This window comes from Streptomyces sp. URMC 124, from assembly GCF_051386455.1.
Taxonomy (GTDB): Bacteria; Actinomycetota; Actinomycetes; order Streptomycetales; family Streptomycetaceae; genus Streptomyces.
In genome coordinates, this window is sequence record NZ_JBPQTS010000029.1 from 1 (window position 1) to 17,385 (window position 17,385).

16 protein-coding genes are annotated in these 17,385 nt (G+C 72.4%); 3 read left to right on the forward strand and 13 right to left on the reverse strand.

The window, feature by feature from the left end; all coding sequences use genetic code 11:
* Positions 1-19: 19 nt before the first annotated feature.
* The 4 genes from ACSNOG_RS08625 to mshD form a co-directional block, all read right to left on the reverse strand.
* The gene (locus ACSNOG_RS08625; RefSeq protein WP_436752008.1) at positions 20-952 is read right to left on the reverse strand and encodes an ABC transporter ATP-binding protein; all 933 of its coding nucleotides are present in this window, start codon (positions 950-952) and stop codon (positions 20-22) included.
* 68 nt (positions 953-1,020) lie between these two features.
* Complete coding sequence (locus ACSNOG_RS08630; protein WP_436751964.1) at positions 1,021-1,461, reverse strand: GntR family transcriptional regulator; 441 nt, start codon at positions 1,459-1,461, stop codon at positions 1,021-1,023.
* A gap of 81 nt (positions 1,462-1,542) precedes the next feature.
* Positions 1,543-2,103 (reverse strand): flavoprotein, encoded by a 561-nt coding sequence (locus ACSNOG_RS08635; RefSeq protein WP_436751965.1) that lies wholly within the window; start codon positions 2,101-2,103, stop codon positions 1,543-1,545.
* A gap of 63 nt (positions 2,104-2,166) precedes the next feature.
* Positions 2,167-3,090 carry a mycothiol synthase gene (gene mshD, locus ACSNOG_RS08640; RefSeq protein ID WP_436751966.1) on the reverse strand — a complete coding sequence of 308 codons (924 nt, stop codon included), beginning with the start codon at positions 3,088-3,090 and terminating at the stop codon, positions 2,167-2,169.
* A 132-nt stretch (positions 3,091-3,222) separates the two neighbouring features.
* On the opposite strand from mshD, the gene ACSNOG_RS08645 reads away from it, so the two are divergent.
* Positions 3,223-5,019, forward strand: a complete 1,797-nt coding sequence (locus ACSNOG_RS08645) for a bifunctional metallophosphatase/5'-nucleotidase (protein WP_436751967.1) — start codon at positions 3,223-3,225, stop codon at positions 5,017-5,019.
* A gap of 42 nt (positions 5,020-5,061) precedes the next feature.
* Here the strand turns inward: ACSNOG_RS08645 and ACSNOG_RS08650 are convergent, their stop codons facing one another.
* Together ACSNOG_RS08650 and ACSNOG_RS08655 are read right to left on the reverse strand one after the other, a co-directional pair.
* The gene (locus ACSNOG_RS08650) at positions 5,062-5,466 is read right to left on the reverse strand and encodes a YidB family protein (protein ID WP_436751968.1); all 405 of its coding nucleotides are present in this window, start codon (positions 5,464-5,466) and stop codon (positions 5,062-5,064) included.
* Positions 5,467-5,559: 93 nt separating this feature from the next.
* Positions 5,560-6,420 (reverse strand): helix-turn-helix domain-containing protein, encoded by an 861-nt coding sequence (locus ACSNOG_RS08655; RefSeq protein ID WP_436752009.1) that lies wholly within the window; start codon positions 6,418-6,420, stop codon positions 5,560-5,562.
* 138 nt (positions 6,421-6,558) lie between these two features.
* Here ACSNOG_RS08655 and ACSNOG_RS08660 point away from each other — a divergent pair, with 138 nt between their 5' ends.
* The gene (locus ACSNOG_RS08660) at positions 6,559-6,999 is read left to right on the forward strand and encodes a hypothetical protein (RefSeq protein ID WP_436751969.1); all 441 of its coding nucleotides are present in this window, start codon (positions 6,559-6,561) and stop codon (positions 6,997-6,999) included.
* On the opposite strand, the gene ACSNOG_RS08665 is transcribed toward ACSNOG_RS08660, so the two are convergent.
* The 5 genes from ACSNOG_RS08665 to ACSNOG_RS08685 all read right to left on the reverse strand — a co-directional run bounded on the left by ACSNOG_RS08665 (position 6,994) and on the right by ACSNOG_RS08685 (position 12,248).
* Positions 6,994-8,391, reverse strand: a complete 1,398-nt coding sequence (locus ACSNOG_RS08665) for a sensor histidine kinase (protein WP_436751970.1) — start codon at positions 8,389-8,391, stop codon at positions 6,994-6,996. The two genes, ACSNOG_RS08660 and ACSNOG_RS08665, sit on opposite strands and share 6 nt — an antisense overlap.
* Positions 8,388-9,113 (reverse strand): response regulator transcription factor, encoded by a 726-nt coding sequence (locus ACSNOG_RS08670; protein ID WP_436751971.1) that lies wholly within the window; start codon positions 9,111-9,113, stop codon positions 8,388-8,390. Before ACSNOG_RS08670 ends, ACSNOG_RS08665 begins: the two co-directional genes overlap by 4 nt.
* A gap of 60 nt (positions 9,114-9,173) precedes the next feature.
* Complete coding sequence (locus ACSNOG_RS08675) at positions 9,174-10,307, reverse strand: S1C family serine protease (protein WP_436751972.1); 1,134 nt, start codon at positions 10,305-10,307, stop codon at positions 9,174-9,176.
* A gap of 114 nt (positions 10,308-10,421) precedes the next feature.
* Positions 10,422-11,447 carry a LacI family DNA-binding transcriptional regulator gene (locus ACSNOG_RS08680; RefSeq protein ID WP_436751973.1) on the reverse strand — a complete coding sequence of 342 codons (1,026 nt, stop codon included), beginning with the start codon at positions 11,445-11,447 and terminating at the stop codon, positions 10,422-10,424.
* Positions 11,448-11,471: 24 nt separating this feature from the next.
* Positions 11,472-12,248 carry a response regulator transcription factor gene (locus ACSNOG_RS08685; RefSeq protein ID WP_436751974.1) on the reverse strand — a complete coding sequence of 259 codons (777 nt, stop codon included), beginning with the start codon at positions 12,246-12,248 and terminating at the stop codon, positions 11,472-11,474.
* A gap of 241 nt (positions 12,249-12,489) precedes the next feature.
* On the opposite strand from ACSNOG_RS08685, the gene ACSNOG_RS08690 reads away from it, so the two are divergent.
* Positions 12,490-13,368 (forward strand): alpha/beta hydrolase, encoded by an 879-nt coding sequence (locus ACSNOG_RS08690; RefSeq protein ID WP_436751975.1) that lies wholly within the window; start codon positions 12,490-12,492, stop codon positions 13,366-13,368.
* Between the two features lie 212 nt (positions 13,369-13,580).
* On the opposite strand, the gene ACSNOG_RS08695 is transcribed toward ACSNOG_RS08690, so the two are convergent.
* Together ACSNOG_RS08695 and ACSNOG_RS08700 are read right to left on the reverse strand one after the other, a co-directional pair.
* The gene (locus ACSNOG_RS08695) at positions 13,581-15,482 is read right to left on the reverse strand and encodes an ABC transporter ATP-binding protein (RefSeq protein WP_436752010.1); all 1,902 of its coding nucleotides are present in this window, start codon (positions 15,480-15,482) and stop codon (positions 13,581-13,583) included.
* A 134-nt stretch (positions 15,483-15,616) separates the two neighbouring features.
* On the reverse strand, positions 15,617-17,350 hold the full coding sequence (locus ACSNOG_RS08700; RefSeq protein WP_436751976.1) for an ABC transporter ATP-binding protein: 1,734 nt from the start codon (positions 17,348-17,350) through the stop codon (positions 15,617-15,619).
* Between the last annotated feature and the right edge of the window lie 35 nt (positions 17,351-17,385).

Consider the following 17,385-nt stretch of genomic DNA (forward strand, 5'->3'; position numbering starts at 1 on the left):
CGCCCACCCGGCCCCGGGCTTACGGCCGTTGGACAGCCCGCGGCTCCGCGCTGGGGGTGAACAGCGGGGGCGCGGCGGGTGCCCGCAGGTGGGCGAGGAGGAGCTCCTCCAGGGAGGGTTCGGCGGCGCGCCAGCGCTCGGGGAGCGGGCCGTCGGGCCGGACGAGGGCGGTCAGCTGCCGCCCCGTGGCGCGGGCCTCCACGACGGTGTGCGTGGCGAACTCCCGCGGCAGGCCCGGGCCTTCGTGCCGGCCGACGAGGACAGTGTGCGCGGCGAGCAGGTCCTCGACCTCGCCCGCGAGCCGGACGCGGCCGTCGGCGAGCAACAGCAGGTAGTCGCAGATCCCGTCGAGTTCGGCGAGGACGTGGGAGGCGATCACGACGGTGGTGGCGTGCTCGGCGGCCTGGCCCATGAGCGCGGCCGTCATCTCGTGCCGCACGAGCGGGTCGAGGTCGGCCATCGGCTCGTCCAGCAGCAGGAGTTCGGGCCGCTTGCCGAAGGCGAGCGCGAGGGCGACGCGCGTGCGCTGACCGCCGGAGAGGTCCCCGACGCGGGCCGTGGACGACAGCCCGCCGTCGGCGACCATGCGCTCGGCGGCAGCCCGGTCCCAGCGGCCGGGATTGAGCTCACGGCCCATGCGGAGGGTGTCGGCGATCGTGAACTGCGGGTAGAGCGGCTTGTCCTGGGAGAGGTAGGCGACGCGGGGGCGGACGTCCGCGGACCCGGGCCGGCCGCCGAAGACGGTCAGGGACCCCTCGGCGGGGCGGCGCAGCCCGGCGGCGAGCGACAGCAGCGTGGACTTGCCCGCACCGTTGGGCCCCACGAGCGCACAGACGCGGCCCGCGGGGAGCCGGAAGGAGCAGCCGTCGAGCGCCCGGCGGCGCCGGTAGGCCACCCCGAGGCCGACCGCTTCCACGGCGGTGCGGTCGGGCTGGAAGGTCAGCCCGGCCATCTCGGTCATCTCGGCCTTCTCGGCCGCCTCCGCCGCCCCGGTCGTCCCGGCCACCCCAGCCATCCCGGTCATCCGCTCCCCTTGTTCGTCTCGCGCGGGCCGCGCCCCTGCCCCGCACTTCCCCCGGGCCCGTCGAACCCTTCCTCCAGGACGGAGGCGAGCAGCGCCGCCACGTCCTCCCGCTCCAGTCCGGCCTCGCGGGCGCGCTCCATCCAGCCGGTCAGCTCGGCGCGCAGCGGCGAGTCGGCGGCGGCCTGCGGGCGTGCCAGCGAGCGCCGCACGAACGTCCCGAGCCCGGGGCGCGCCTCGACCAGGCCCTCGCGATCGAGCTCGCGGTAGGCCTTGAGGACGGTGTTGGGGTTGATGGCCGTGGCCGCGACGACCTCTTTGGCCGTGGGCAGCTTGTCGCCGGGCGCGAGCAGGCCCAGGCGCAGGGCCTGCTTGACCTGCTGGACGATCTGCAGGTACGTGGCGACCCCACTGCGCCGGTCGATGCGGAACTCGACCACGCGGGCCCCTTTCACTACTTGACTAGTGAAAGGGTGCGGGATGGGGACACGGCCTGTCAAACGGGGGGGGCGCGCTCGCGGCTAGGGTCGGGGCACCACGTCCTCCACGACGTCCAGGGCGAGGCCCCACGGAAAGGCCGGGCGCCGTTCGTCGCCCGTGCCCGGCGCGTGGGGGGTCCACTCCCCTTCTCCGTACAGGACCCGGACGCCGGTTCCCCGCAGCGTCTGCACGGCACGCCGCGTGGCGGGGTGGGAGTCCAGAGCCGTCGACCAGAACGGCAGGGCGACCACGGGCAGCCCGAGACCGACCGCCTCGGCCATCAGACCCAGGGCGTAGGTGTCGGCGATCCCGGCGGCCCATTTGTTGGCAGTGTTCATGGTCATCGGCGCCACGACGACGGCATCGGCCGGTGGGTTGCGCTTCTCCTCGCCGGACCGGCGCCACGTGCTGCGCACGGGTCTGCCCGAGGCGGTCTCCAGGGCGGGCCGGTCGATGAAGTCTCCTTCGGCGGCGGCCGGAGTGGCGATCACGCACACGTCCCAGCCGCGGTCCCGCGCCGCGGCCACCGGACGCACGGCGTCCACGGCCGGGCCCGCGGCACAGACGATCAGGTAGAGCACCCGGCGTGAGTTCGCGTTCATACCGTCACCTGCGCCCTCGACGCCAGGGAGCGCAGCACGGGCACCCGGCCCGCCCGGCCCCGCCTAGCTCTCCGTCCGGTACATCAGGTCCGTCTCGTGGATCTGGAACCCCAGGCCCTCGTACACCGCGACCGCCGCCGCGTTGTCGGCGTCGACGTAGAGCATGGCCGTGGGCAGGCCCTGGGCGGCCAGGTGGCGCAGGCCGATGGCGGTGAGGGACTTGCCCAGGCCGCCGCCCTGCGCGCCCGGGGCGACGCCCAGGACGTAGACCTCGCCCAGGCCCTCCTCCGCGTGCACCTTCGTCCAGTGGAAGGCGATGATCCGGCCGTCCTTCTCGGCGAGGAAGAAGCCCTTGGGGTCGAACCAGCTCGCGGCCTTGCGGTCGTCGAGGTCGCGCTGGACGAGCGAGCCCTGCTCGGGGTGGTGGGCGAAGGCCGCCGCGTTCACCGCGAGCCACTCCGCGTCGTCCTCGCCGGGCAGGAACGTCCGGACGGTCACGCCCGGGGGAAGCACCGGCTCGGCGAGGGTGAGGTCCTGCAGCGAGCGCCGCATCTGCCGCAGCTCGCGGAAGAGGCTCAGGCCGAGCACCTGCGCCAGGTGCCGCGCCGCCGGGTGGCCGCCGTGCGCCCAGATCCGCAGCCGCTTGCCCGACTCGTGCAGCAGCGCCGACCCGAGGGCCCGCCCGTGCCCCCGGCCGCGGCAGGAGGGGTGCACCACGAGCTCGCCCGCGGGCGCCTCGACCGGGTCGCTGTCCTCCAGCTGCCCGTAGCCCACGAGCTGCCCTTCGCCGGTGCGCAGCAGCACGTGCCGCACGCCGGGCCGACGGCCCTTCAGCTGCAGCCGCCCCTGCTCGGAGACGGCCGGCTGCCCGTCGACCGCCGCCGCCTCCGTCACCAGCTGCAGCACGTCCCGCGCCACCTCGGGCGGGAGTTCCTCCAGCACCTCGACCGACCGCTGCCCGTTCGCGTTGTTCGTGACGTCGCTCATGGGGCGAGCCTACGACGCGGGTGACGCCGAATCGTCACAGCCAACCGTGCTGACGTTCTACGCGGGTTGATCTAGGCTGCCGCAGACCATTCCAGCCACCTCTCACCCGCAAACATGCATAAAGGGGAACACATGCACGCGACGCCGCCACGCAAGCGCCTGGCGAGACGGCTGACCGCGACCGCCGCCGCGCTCGCCGCCACCGCCGGTGTCCTGGCCACCGCCGCCCCGGCCGACGCCCGCACCCACGGCCGCACCGTGGACGTCCAGCTGCTCTCCTTCAACGACCTGCACGGCAACCTCGAGCCGCCGCAGGGCTCCTCGGGCACCGTCACCGAGGCCCAGCCGGACGGCACGACGAAGGCCGTGCCCGCCGGCGGCGTCGAGTTCCTCGCCAACTCGCTGCGCACCGCCCGCAAGGGGCACGAGTACTCGATCACCGCGGCCGCCGGCGACATGGTCGGCGCGAGCCCGCTGATGACCGGCCTCTTCCACGACGAGCCGACCATCGAGGCGCTCAACAAGATCAAGCTGGACGCTACCTCCGTCGGCAACCACGAGTTCGACGAGGGCCGTGCCGAGCTGCTGCGCATGCAGAAGGGCGGCTGCCACCCCAAGGAGGGCTGCTTCGAGAAGGGCAAGACCTTCCAGGGCGCCGACTTCCCGTACCTCGCGGCCAACGTCACCGACGAGAAGACCGGCAAGCAGATCCTCAAGCCCTACACGGTGTGGAAGCACAAGGGCGTGAAGATCGGCATCATCGGCCTCACCCTGGAGGGCACCCCGGACGTCGTCACGGCCGAGGGCGTCAAGGGCCTGAAGTTCGCCGACGAGGTCGAGACGATCAACAAGTACGCCAAGGAGCTCGACCGCCAGGGCGTGAAGGCGATCGTCACCCTCGTCCACGAGGGCGGCATGCCCGCCTCCGGCGCGTACAACTACGACTGCGACACCCCGGGCGTCGGCGCGGGCATCTCCGGCGCGATCGTGGAGATCGCGAAGAAGGTCACGCCGAAGGTGGACGCCCTCGTCACGGGCCACACCCACCAGGCCTACGCCTGCACCATCCCCGACCCGTCGGGCGCCCCGCGCACGGTCACCTCGGCCGCCTCCTTCGGCCGCGTCTTCACCGACACGACACTGACGTACGACCGCCGCACGAAGGACATCGTCCGCACCGCGGTCAAGAGCCCGCGCGCGAAGAACCACGTCGTCGACCGCACGCAGCCCAAGGCCGCGGACATGACCAAGCTGATCGACCGCTGGAAGGCCCTGGCGGCACCGGTGGCCAACAAGCCCGTCGGCTACATCACCGCCGACGTCAACGGCCGCGGGAGCGAGGCCTACGAGAAGCCGCTCGGTGACGTCCTCGCCGACGCCCAGCTGGAGGCCATGGCCCCGGCCGACAAGGGCGGCGCCCAGATCGCCTTCATGAACCCCGGTGGCATCCGCTCCGACCTGGCCTTCAAGGCCTCGGGCGGCGAGGGCGACGGCGTCGTGACGTACGGCGAGGCGTTCACCGTCCAGCCGTTCACCAACATGATGCAGACCAAGGACCTGACCGGCGCACAGGTCATCGCGGCCCTCCAGCAGCAGGTCAGCGGCCCGAACACGGACCAGCCGAAGATCCTGCAGATCAGCAAGGGCCTGACCTACACCCTGGACATGACGAAGAAGGGCGCCGACCGCGTCGTGGCCTCGTCGGTCAAGCTCAACGGCACCGCCCTCGACCCGGCGAAGACCTACCGCGTCACGGGCAACGAGTTCCTGATGGGCGGCGGCGACGGCTTCCCCGCCTTCAAGGAGGGCACCAACAAGCGCGTCGGCGGCTCCGACCTGGACGCCTTCAACGCCTACCTGACGGCGCACTCCTCGAAGGCGGCCCCGCTGGCCCCGCCGGCCGCGGACCGCATCGCGATCGTCAAGTAACGCCGAGGACGGCCCCGGAGCACGCCGGGGCCGTCCGCTCCCTTACGACTGCTGCCGGATCAGGTCCTCCAGCGACCCCTCCGGCACCTCGCCTGCCGGGGTCAGCTTGTCGACCGCCTGCGGCAGGGTCCGGGCGAGCTCGTCGGCCGCCTCCTCCGGGCTCACGCCCGCCTGCTGCGCCACGTGGTCGAGCGCCTGGTACGGCAGGGCCTGGGCCACCTCGGGGCCGCTGACCTCCTGGTTCGCCCCCTTGCCGACCCACGAGTCGGTCTTCTCCCCCAGGCCGCCCTCCTTGAGGGTGTCCAGCAGGGCGCCGAGCGGGTTGCTGCCCGCGCCGTGCGTGCCGGCGCCGCCGAGCGAGGTGAGCAGCGCGCCCAGCAGCGCACCGCCCCGGCCGGATCCGCCGCCGAGCAGTCCGCCGAGCAGACTCCCCAGGTCATTGCTCATAGCCGCCGCCTTTCGTGAACCGGACGAGCCGTACACCTGAGCCCTACCCCCCGGGCGGGCGCCCGAGGGCCGCGGACGCCCAGGTTCACCCGTTCACCTGCCCTCCAGGGCGCGGACGATGTCCAGGATCAGGTCCCTGGACTTCCGCTCGTCCAGAGCCACGGACTCCATGCGGTCGAGCACCATGCGGTAGCGGTCCAATTGCGCCGCCGCGTCCACCAGTTCCGAGCCGTGTTCGCGGTCGACGTGCACCGTGTCCAGCTGGGGCACCGGACCGACCGCGAACAGCGTCGACTGCCCCGAGCCGGGGAACGCCCCGGCGTCGAAGGGGATCACCAGCACCCTGATGTGCTCGCGCTCGCTCATGGCGAGGATGTGCCGCAGCTGCGGCCCCGCGACCGGCGGCCCGCCGAAGCGCATCCGCAGGGCGGCCTCGTGGACGATCGCCGTGTACGGGGTGGGGTCGTCCCGGTAGAGGACGGCCTGGCGCTTGATGCGGTGCGAGACCCGGTGCTCCACCTCGGGCGGGCTCAGCGGCGGCACCACCTGGCGGAAGATCTCCCGGCAGTGCTCGGCCGTCTGCAGCAGCCCCGGCAGGTGGGCGACGTACGAGGCGCGCAGGGCCACCGCGTGGTGCTCCAGCTCGGCCAGGTCCAGCAGTCCGGCCGGGAGGATCTCGCGGTACTCCTCCCACCAGCCGCGCTTGCGCTCTCCCGCCATCTCGATCAGGGCTGCCACCAGCGCCTCGTCGGAGCAGGAGTAGTTGCGCGCGAGGGCGCGCAGGCGCTCGGCGCTCACCCCGTAGCGGCTGGCCTCGATATTGCTGATCTGCGCCTGGTTGGTGCCCAGGAGGCGCCCGGCCTCGGTCGACGTCAGTCCCGCGCGCTCGCGCAGCTTGCGCAGCTCGGCACCGAGACGGAGCTGACGTGCCGTCGGACTGCTCCTCACCGGCATCTCCACGCCTCTCCCGCGCGTCACCCACATGGGTGCTTACCGAAGTAGTTCTGCCAACGCCGCTAAATACCTTTGGCCGAGCGGCGTACGGTGGTGAGCAGCGCCCACTCACCTGCTCGCCTCGTCAGAGGAGCCAGCATGGCCACGGTATCGCCGCAGACCCCCTGGTCGTACGCGCTCGACCTGCCCCACGACCCGCGCTCCGCCCACGCAGCGCACGCCGTAGCGCAATCCACCGTCCGCACCGTCCTGGAGGCGTACGGCCTGGAAGAACTGACCGCCGAGGCAGCGCGGTTGACTGAGGAGCTGCTCACCGCGGACTACCGGGACCGATTCCCCGCCACGCAGCTCCGGCTGACCCATCTCCCGCCGCTGGGCGTCGGGATCACCGTGTCGTACGGCCGGGGGCGGGAGGTCGCGGCGGTCGCGTGGTCGTCCCGGTTGCACGGATCGCATGACATGCCGATCACGCTAGAGGGGCCGGTCGGTCCCACAAGTACGAAGCGCCCGGGATCCGCCGGAAATGATGGCGACCGCACCGATATTGACGGGCGGGGCCACGCAATCACGCGTTCATAGCAGCGCCGGCGGAGCCACCGGCGCCCCCGGGAGGCGTACGGACGCCACAGTTCCGCCGCCCGGTGCCGGTCGCAGGGCCACCTCGCCGCCCGCTTGCTGCACCGTCCGCGCGACGATGGACAGGCCCAGGCCGCTGCCGGGCATGCTGCGGGCGGACGGGGAGCGCCAGAAGCGGTCGAAGACGTGGGGGAGCTCGTCCGGGGCGATGCCCGGGCCGTGGTCGCGGACGGTCAGCTCTCCCGTGGCGGAGGACAGGGAGACCTCCACCGCTCCGCCCGGCGGGCTGAACTTCACGGCGTTGTCGAGCAGGTTGACCAGTGCCCGTTCCAGGGCGGCCGGTTCGGCGCGGACGTACCAGCTCTGCAGGTCCACCCGGAACGTCAGCCCGGCGCCGCGCAGCCGGGCCCGTTCCACCGCCCGCCCGGCGGCCTCGTGCAGGGCGATCACCTGCACGGGCTCGCTGCCGGGCCCGGCGTCGGGCCGGGAGAGCTCCTGCAGGTCGCCGATGAGCGCGGCCAGCTCGGTCATCTGGGCCCGGACGCTGGCAAGCAGCTCCTTGCGGTCCTCGGGAGGGATCGCGCGCCCGGTCTCCTCGCTGCGCACGAGCAGGTCGATGTTGGTGCGCAGCGAGGTGAGCGGGGTGCGCAGTTCGTGTCCGGCGTCGGCGATGAGCTGCTGCTGCCGGTCGCGGGAGGAGGCGAGGGCGGCGGTCATGGCGTTGAAGGAGCGCGAGAGGCGGGCGATCTCGTCCTCGCCTTCGACGGGGATGCGGACGGCCAGGTCCTCGGTGCGGGCGATGTGTTCGACGGCTCCGGTGAGCCGGTCGACGGGCCGCAGCCCGGCCCGGGCGATGCCGGCGCCGGCGGTGGCGGCGAGGAGGACGCCGACGCCCGCGGTGATGGCGAGGACGATGGCGAGCGCGTTCAGGGGCCGGTCGATCTCGCTGAGCGGCTGGGCGATGGAGACGGCGGTGCCGGGCACGGGCCCGGGCGAGGTCGCGACCCGCATCTCGGTGCCGTCCTCGGCCTGCGCGTCGTGCAGGGTGCGGTCCTGCTGCCGCCGGGCGACGAGGAGGTCGTCGGCCTCCACCTTGATGGGGGACTTGCCGACGGTGCTGCAGACGAAGCCCTCGCCGGTGATGATCTGCACGGTGTAGGGGCGGAAGAGCGTGGACGGGCCGGTGGGCACGGATCCGCAGGTGCGCAGCAGCGTCTTGACGGTGGCGTCGTCCGCGCGGACGCTCGTCAGCGTCGTGTCCCGCTGGTGTTCCAGCTCCTGCCGGGTGACCAGCCAGCACGCGACGGCCGCGGCGGCGACGGCCACGGCGACGGCGGCCGCGGTCAGCAGCGCCAGCCGCGAGCGCAGCGGCAGCCGCTGGAATCTCGCGATCATTCGGCGCCGTCCGCGCGGAGGACGTAGCCGACGCCGCGCACGGTGTGGACGAGGCGCATCTCGCCGCCGGCCTCGGTCTTGCGGCGCAGGTACATCACGTACACGTCGAGGGAGTTGGAGGACGGCTCGAACTCGAAGCCCCAGACGGCCTTGAGGATCTGTTCGCGGGTGAGGACCTGCCGCGGGTGCGCCAGGAACAGCTCCAGCAGGGTGAACTCCGTACGGGTCAGCTCGACGGCCCGCTCGCCGCGCGTGACCTCGCGGGTGTCGAGGTTCATCCGCAGGTCGGCGAAGGAGAGCGTGGCGGAGGCGGCGGGCGCGGCCGTGGCGTAGGCGCTGCGGCGCAGCAGGGCGCGGATGCGGGCGAGCAGCTCGTCGAGTTCGAAGGGCTTGACGAGGTAGTCGTCGGCGCCGGCGTCCAGGCCGGTGACGCGGTCGCCCACGGTGTCGCGGGCGGTCAGCATGAGGATGGGCACGGTGACGCCGGAGGCGCGCAGGCGGCGGGCGGCGGTGAGGCCGTCCATGCGGGGCATGAGGACGTCCAGCACGATCAGTTCCGGGTCGAAGGAGGCGACCTTGGCGACCGCGTCGAGCCCGTCGACGGCCTGCTCGGTGGCGTACCCCTCGAAGGCGAGGCTGCGGCGCAGGGCCTCGCGGACGGCGGGCTCGTCGTCCACGATCAGGATGCGGGCGGGCTGGTCGCCGTGGTCGGCGGGGCTCATCGGCTTACCTCACGGGTACGGAGGGGGCAGGGTGCTTCTCAGCCTCGCACGGCCGTGCGCTCAGCTGCCGTCGCCACCCGCCCGGAGCTTCGCGAGGTCGGCCTTGACCGTGTCGACGGGGATGGCGAAGCCGAGGCCGACGCTGCCCGCGGAGTCGCCGGAACTGGGGGCGTACATGGCGGAGTTGATGCCGATGATCTCGCCGTTCATGTTGATCAGCGCGCCGCCGGAGTTGCCGGGGTTGAGGGAGGCGTCGGTCTGGAGGGCCTTGTAGGTGGTCTTGGACGAGCCGGTGTCGCCGTTGTACTGGTTGCCGCCGAACTCGAAGGGCCACTGCGGGCCGCCGCGGCGCTGCCGCTCCTGCCCCTGCCCCTGCCCGCCCCCGCCCTGTTCCTTGGCGACGGTCACGTCGCGGTCGAGGGCGGAGACTATGCCGCTGGTGACGGTGCCGGTGAGGCCTTCGGGGGAGCCGATGGCGACGACCTCGTCGCCGACCCTGACCTTGCCGGAGTCCCCGAGCTTGGCGGCCTTCAGCCCGCTCGCGCCCTGCACCTTGATCAGGGCGAGGTCCTTGCCGGGGTCGGTGCCCACGACCTTGGCGGTCTTGGTGCTGCCGTCGCTGAAGCCGACCTGCACGGTGTCGGCGCCCGCGACGACGTGGTTGTTGGTGACGATCTCGCCGTCGGCCGTGATGATCACGCCCGAGCCGGTGGACTGCCCGCTGGTGGTGGACGCCTTGATCTCGACGATGCTCGGGCTCACGGCCTTCGCGACGGCGGCCACTCCCCCGTTGCTCCTGGAGGAGGCGTTCTGGACGGGCGTGGACTGGCTGACGCGGTCGGCGCGGCTGGTGAGCTCACCGACGAGGGCGGCGGAGCCGCCGCCGACGACCGCGGCGATGAGGGCCACGGCGGCGAGCAGCGTCGCGGGCTTGCGGGCGCGGTGGGCGCCGCGCGGCCCCGGGGCGGCGGGCTCGGCGAAGCCGGCGTACGGGGTCCCGCCGCCGTTCCCGCCCCCGCCGTTCCCGGCGCCGTCACCGGGCCAGACGGTCACCCCGCTCGCGGTGGTGACGGGCTGCTGCGGCGGGTGCGCGGGCGGCTGCGGGTACGAGGAGTACTGCGGCTCCTGCGGGTGCTGCAGGTGCTGCGGCTGCTGCGGGTCCTGGGCGCCGTAGGGGCGAGTGCTGTCCGTCATGGGCACGACTCTGCTGCCCGGAGATGAGAACTGTCTGAGGGAGCACTGAAAACGGGCCGAGAAGTCCGTCGGTTCCGTATAAGGCCCGCCGCGGCCGCGGGTAGGGCCTGTCCGTCAGTCGCCGCAGCCGCAGGAGCGCCGGACCACCAGCGCCGACGGGAACTGCTTGAGCCGCTCGCGGCGCGTGCCCGTCACCCGCAGCGAGTCGTCCAGGACGAGGTCCACCGCGGCACGCGCCATGGCCTGCCGGTCGGAGGCGACCGTCGTCAGCGGCGGGTCGGTCAGGGCGGCTTCCTTGACGTCGTCGAAGCCGGCCACGGCGAGCTCGCCGGGCACGTCGATGCGCAGCTCCCGCGCCGCCCGCAGGACACCGATCGCCTGGTCGTCGGTGGCGCAGAGCAGCGCCGGCGGGCGGTCGGGCCCGGAGAGCAGCTCCAGGGCGACCTTGTAGGCGTCGTAGCGGTTGTACGGGGCCGGGAAGAGCCGGCCCTCCAGGGACTTCCCGGCCTCCCGCATGGCGCGGCGCCAGCCCTCGACGTGGTCGGTGACGGGGTCGCCGATGGTCGGGGTGCGCTCCGTGCCGCCGAGGCAGGCCACGTAGGGGTGGCCGTGCTCCAGCAGGTGGCGGGTGGCCAGCTGGGCGCCGCCGACGTCGTCCGTGACGACGGCCACGTCGTCGATGGCGTCGGGGCGGCGGTGCATCAGGACCACCCGGGCGTCCCAGGCGTCGATCTCGGCGGCCGCGTGCTCGCTCGGGCCCTGGCTGATGAGGATCAGGCCGGAGACCCGCATGCCCAGGAACGCGCGCAGGTAGTGCACCTCGCGCTCGTCGAGGTAGTCGGAGTTGCCGACGAGCACCATCTTGCCGCGCTCGGCCGCGGCCTGTTCGACCGCGTGCGCCATCTCCGCGAAGAAGGGCTGGCGGGCGTCGGGGATGATCAGGCCTATGAGGTCCGTGCGGCGGGACGCCATCGCCTGGGCGACCCGGTCCGGGCGGTACCCCAGCTCCTTGATCGCGGCCAGCACGCGCTCGCGCGTGGCCGGTGCCACCGGCCTCGGTCCGTTGTTGATGACATAGCTGACCACCGCGGTCGACGTCCCCGCCAGTCTCGCCACATCGTCCCGCGTCACCTTGGCCACGCGCGGAAGTCTACGCGGGTCCACTCACCGCTCGGCCGGGCGAGCTGCCCCGCTCTTCGCGGCCTTGGGCTCCTCCGTCCGCTGCGCCGTGGCCGAGTCCTTCTGCTTGCCCTCGCCGGGGTTGTCGATCTTCTCGGGCACAACGAACCGATATCCGACATTCCGCACGGTGCCGATGAGCGACTCGTGCTCGGGCCCGAGCTTCGCCCGCAGCCGCCGCACGTGCACGTCGACCGTGCGGGTGCCGCCGAAGTAGTCGTAGCCCCAGACCTCCTGCAGCAGCTGGGCGCGCGTGAAGACCCGGCCCGGGTGCTGGGCGAGGTACTTCAGCAGCTCGAACTCCTTGAAGGTCAGGTCCAGCACCCGCCCCTTGAGCTTCGCGCTGTACGTCGCCTCGTCGACCGACAGGTCACCCGTGCGGATCTCCATCGGGCTGTCGTCCGTCGAGATCTGCTGGCGGCCCATCGCCAGCCGCAGCCGCGCCTCGACCTCGGCCGGGCCCGCGGTGTCGAGCAGGACGTCGTCCACGCCCCAGTCGGCGGTGACGGCCGCGAGGCCGCCCTCGGTGACGACGAGGATCAGCGGGCAGCCCGGGCCGGTGGAGCGCAGCAGCTGGCAGAGGCTGCGCACGTGCGGAAGGTCACGGCGGCCGTCGATCAGTATGACGTCGGCACCGGGGGTGTCCACGAGGGCCGGGCCCTCGGCGGGGGCCACCCGCACGCTGTGCAGGAGCAGGCCGAGCGCCGGGAGCACCTCCGTGGAGGGCTGGAGGGCATTGGTCAGGAGCAGCAGGGAACTCATCGGCTGCCACCCGCCTCACTGGTCGTACGGTCCTTGCGGACCCGCGCGCTTCGCTCGCCCATGACGTCGGTTCCTCCTCGGTCCCTGCGAAGGGGTACCACCCAGGGCCTTGCTCTGGGGGAGAGTGCGGCACTGCTTCGTACGGTTGCGTGCGTCCCAGCACTTGTCTCAGCACATGAATGCACAAAAGGACCCGGGGGCTACTCTGCCCGGATCCTCTCTGCCCAGCAGAATAACCCACATGACTTTCCGAGGTCCGGACGATTTTGCACGACCTTGTGTTTCGTCGATCACTTCGAGTGGTCATCGCATCGCGCTCTTGACAGCCGACGGGGTCCGCGTGGAAGCGGCCTACGAGCCTTGTGCGGAGTCGCGCCTCCCGCCGCCGGACACCCCCGCGGTGGTGCTCGCGCACGGCTTCACCGGGGCCCTCGACCGGCCCGGGCTGCGCCGGGCGGCGCGGGTGTTCGCCCAGCGTGCGGCCGTGATCACGTTCTCGTTCCGGGGACACGGCGACTCGGGCGGCCACTCCTCGGTCGGCGACCGCGAGGTGCTCGACCTGGCCGCCGCGGTGCGGTGGGCACGCTCGCTCGGGCACGAGCGGGTCGCCACGGTCGGCTTCTCGATGGGCGGCTCCGTGGTGCTGCGGCACGCCGCGCTCTACGGCCCGCAGGCGCGTGCGGAGTACGGGGAGCACGCGGGGCGCACGGACGCACATGCCGACACGGTCGTGGCGGTCAGTGCGCCGTCACGTTGGTATTACCGCGGTACCGCGCCCATGCGCAGGCTGCACTGGGCGATCAGCCGCCCCGCGGGGCGGCTGATCGCGCGCTACGGGCTGGGGACGCGGGTCCAGGCGGAGGACTGGGACCCCGTCCCGCTCTCCCCCGTCGAGGCCGTCCCGCTGATCGCGCCACGGCCGCTGCTGATCGTGCACGGCGACCGCGACGCGTACTTCCCGCTGGACCACCCGTACGCCCTCGCCGGCGCGGGCGATCCACAGTCCACGGAACTGTGGATCGAACGGGGCTTCGGCCACGCGGAGAGCGCGGCGAACGCTGCGCTGCTGGCACGCATCGCGGACTGGGCGACGGCCGGGCACCGCCGGTCTCCCGCGTAGGGGCTGCGCGCCGCCGCGGCGGCAAGAGAACGAGGGGCTCCGCCCCTCGCAACCGCCGGTCAGCCGCGTTCGTGGTGGCGCGCCGCCGCGGCGGCACAGGCTTGAGGGGCCCAGCCTCTCGCAACCGCCGCCGCGGCGCGTGACCACCACGGCGAGGGGCCGGCGGAATCGGGGCCGCCGCAAGCGGCAAGCCCCGGTCCGCCGGCACGGCGCTACGCCTGCTCGGCGACCGGCTCCGCGAACTGGGCCTCGTACAGGCGCGCGTACGCGCCGCCCGCCGCCAGCAGGCCGTCGTGCGTGCCCTGTTCCACGATGTGGCCGGACTCCATCACAAGGATGACGTCCGCGTCGCGGATCGTGGACAGGCGGTGGGCGATCACGAAGCTCGTGCGGCCCGCGCGCAGGCGGCCCATCGCCTGCTGGATGAGGACCTCCGTGCGGGTGTCGACGGAGCTCGTCGCCTCGTCCAGGACGAGGATCTCCGGCTCGGCCAGGAACGCCCGGGCGATGGTGATGAGCTGCTTCTCGCCGACGCTGACGTTGGAGCCCTCGTCGTCGATGACCGTCCCGTACCCGTCGGGCAGGGTGCGCACGAAGCGGTCGACGTGCGTGGCGCGCGCCGCTTCCACGATCTTGTCCATGGAGGTGCCCTCGGGCGCCCCGTAGGCGATGTTCTCCGCGATGGTGCCACCGAAGAGCCAGGTGTCCTGCAGGACCATGCCGATGTGGGAGCGCAGCTCCTCGCGCGACATGGCGGCGATGTCGGTCCCGTCGAGGGTGATGCGGCCCCCGCCGACCTCGTAGAACCGCATGAGCAGGTTGACCAGCGTGGTCTTGCCGGCGCCGGTGGGGCCGACGATGGCGACGGTCTGGCCGGGCCGGACGGTCAGCGACAGGCCGTCGATGAGCGGCTTGTCGGGCTCGTAGCGGAAGGAGACCTCCTCGAAGGCCACCTCGCCGCGCACCCGCTCCGGCCGGGGCGCGTCGGCCGCGTCCGGGGACTGCTCCTCGGCGTCGAGCAGTTCGAAGACGCGCTCGGCGGAGGCGACGCCGGACTGCACGAGGTTGGCCATGGAGGCCACCTGGGTGAGGGGCTGGCTGAACTGCCGCGAGTACTGCACGAAGGCCTGCACGTCACCGATGGACAGCGCGCCGGAGGCGACCCGCAGGCCGCCGACGACGGCGACGAGCACGTAGTTGAGGTTGCCGATGAACATCATCGCGGGCTGGATGACGCCCGAGATGAACTGGGCCTTGAAGCCGGCCTGGAAGAGGTCCTCGTTCTCCTTGCGGAAGATCTCCGCGGACTCCTTCTCGCGGCCGAAGACCTTCACCAGCGCGTGCCCGGTGTACATCTCCTCGATGTGGGCGTTGAGCTTGCCGGTGGTCTTCCACTGGGCGACGAACTGCGGCTGCGCCCGCTTGCCGATCTTCGTGGCGACGACCACGGACACCGGGACGGTGACCAGCGCCACCAGGGCGAGCAGCCAGGAGATCCAGAACATCACGGCCAGCACGCCCGTGATCGTCAGCAGCGAGGTGACGATCTGGCTCATGGTCTGCTGGAGGGTCTGTGCGATGTTGTCGATGTCGTTGGTGGCGCGGGAGAGGACCTCGCCGCGCGGCTGCCTGTCGAAGTAGCTCAGCGGCAGCCGGCCGAGCTTCTCCTCGACGTCCCGGCGCAGCCGGAAGACGGCGCGCTGGACGACGGTGGTGGCGATCCGCGCCTGGACGAGGCCGAACAGGGACGCGCCGACGTAGATCAGCAGGACCCAGAGCAGCACCTCGCCGACGGCGTCGAAGTCGATGCCCCGGCCGGGGGTGAAGTCGACCGAGCCCAGCAGGTCGGCGACGGTGCCCTCGCCCTGCCGGCGCATCTGCTCGACGGCCTCGGCCTTGCTGATGCCGTCGGGGAACTTGTTCCCGATGACGCCCGCGAAGATCAGGTCGGTGGCCCGGCCGAGGATCTTCGGGCCGAGGACGGACAGGGCGACGCTCGCCACGCACAGGACGAGCGCGACGGTGATCAGGGCCCGCTCGGGTCTGAGGCTGCCCAGCAGCCGCTTGGCGGAGCCCGCGAAGTCCATGGACCGCTCGGTGGGCTGGCCGCCCATGAAGCGGGCTATGCCGGTGGCGGGGGCGGGCCCGCGGCGGCCGGGGCCGCCGGGTGCCGGGGCGCCGGGCTTGCCGCCGGGTGCCGGGGCGTCCGGCTTGCCGCCGCCCGGGGAAGCCGGTTTCTCCGGGGTCGTCACGCCGCCTCCTCCTCGGTGAGCTGGGAGAGCACGATCTCCCGGTAGGTCTCGTTGCCGGCCATCAGCTCGGTGTGGGTGCCGGTGCCGACGACGCGGCCCTCGTCCAGGACGACGATGCGGTCGGCGTCGCGGATCGTGGACACGCGCTGGGCGACGATGACGACGGTCGCCTCCCCCGTCTCGCGGGCCAGCGCGGCCCGCAGGCGGGCGTCGGTGGCGTAGTCGAGGGCGGAGAAGGAGTCGTCGAAGAGATAGATGTCGGGCTTGCGGACCAGGGCCCGGGCGATGGCGAGGCGCTGGCGCTGCCCGCCGGAGACGTTGGTGCCGCCCTGGGCGATCGGGGCCTCCAGGCCGCCGTCCATGCTCTCGACGAAGTCGCGGGCCTGCGCCGTCTCCAGCGCCTGCCACAGCTCCTCGTCGGTGGCGTCGGGGCGTCCGTAGCGCAGGTTGGAGGCGACGGTTCCGGTGAAGAGGTAGGGCTTCTGCGGGACGAGGCCGACGGCCTCGGCGGAGCGGGCGGGGTCGAGCTCGCGGACGTCCACGCCGCCCACCCGCACCGTGCCGGAGGTCGCGTCGAACAGCCGCGGGATCAGGCCGAGCAGCGTGGACTTGCCGCTGCCGGTGGAGCCGATGACGGCCGTGATCTCGCCGGGCCGGGCGACGAGGGAGACGTCGCGCAGGACGGGCTCCTCCGCGCCGGGGTAGCGGAACCCGACGCCGTCGAGCTCCAGGTGGCCGCCGCTGCGCAGCTCGGTGACCGGGTTCGCCGGGGGCACCACGCTGGAGTCGGTGGCGAGGACCTCCTGGACGCGCTCGGCGCAGACCTCGGCGCGCGGCACCATCATGAACATGAAGGTGGCCATCATGACGGCCATCAGGATCTGCATGAGGTAGCTGAGGAACGCCGTGAGCGCGCCGATCTCCATGTCACCGCCCTCGATGCGGTGGCCGCCGAACCACAGGACGGCGATGGAGGAGAGGTTCACGACCAGCATCACGGAGGGGAACATCAGCGACATCAGCCGGCCGGCCTTGAGGGAGACGTCCATCAGGTCGGCGTTGGCGCCGTCGAAACGTTCCCGCTCGTGGGCGTCCCGGACGAAGGCGCGGATGACGCGGATGCCGGTGATCTGCTCGCGCAGCACCCGGTTGACGGTGTCGATCTTGTCCTGGACGCCGCGGAAAATCGGTCGCATCCGCCAGATGATCAGAGAGACGATCACGCCGAGGACGGGGACGATGACGAGCAGCAGGGCGGACAGCGGCACGTCCTGTTCGAGCGCCATCAGGATGCCGCCCACGCACATGATGGGCGCGGAGACCATCAGCGTGAACGCCATCAGCACCAGCAGCTGGATCTGCTGGACGTCGTTGGTGGTGCGGGTGATCAGGGAGGGCGCACCGAAGTGGCCCATCTCGCGCGCGGAGAAGGACTGCACGCGGTCGAAGACGGCCGCGCGCAGGTCGCGGCCGACCGCCATGGCGGTGCGGGCCCCGAAGTAGACCGCGCCGATCGCGCAGACGATTTGTACGAGGGTGACCGCGAGCATCGCGCCGCCGAGGGCGAGGATGTAGCTGGTGTCGCCCTTGACGACACCGTTGTCGACGATGTCTGCGTTGAGTGAGGGTAGGTAGAGCGTGGCAAGCGTCTGGACGAGCTGCAGGAGCACGATCAGCGCGATCGATGTGGAGTAGGGCCTCAGATACGCCCGTGATAGTCGGACCAGCACACTGGGCAGCGTAAGCGAGCGCCTCGCCGTGCGGC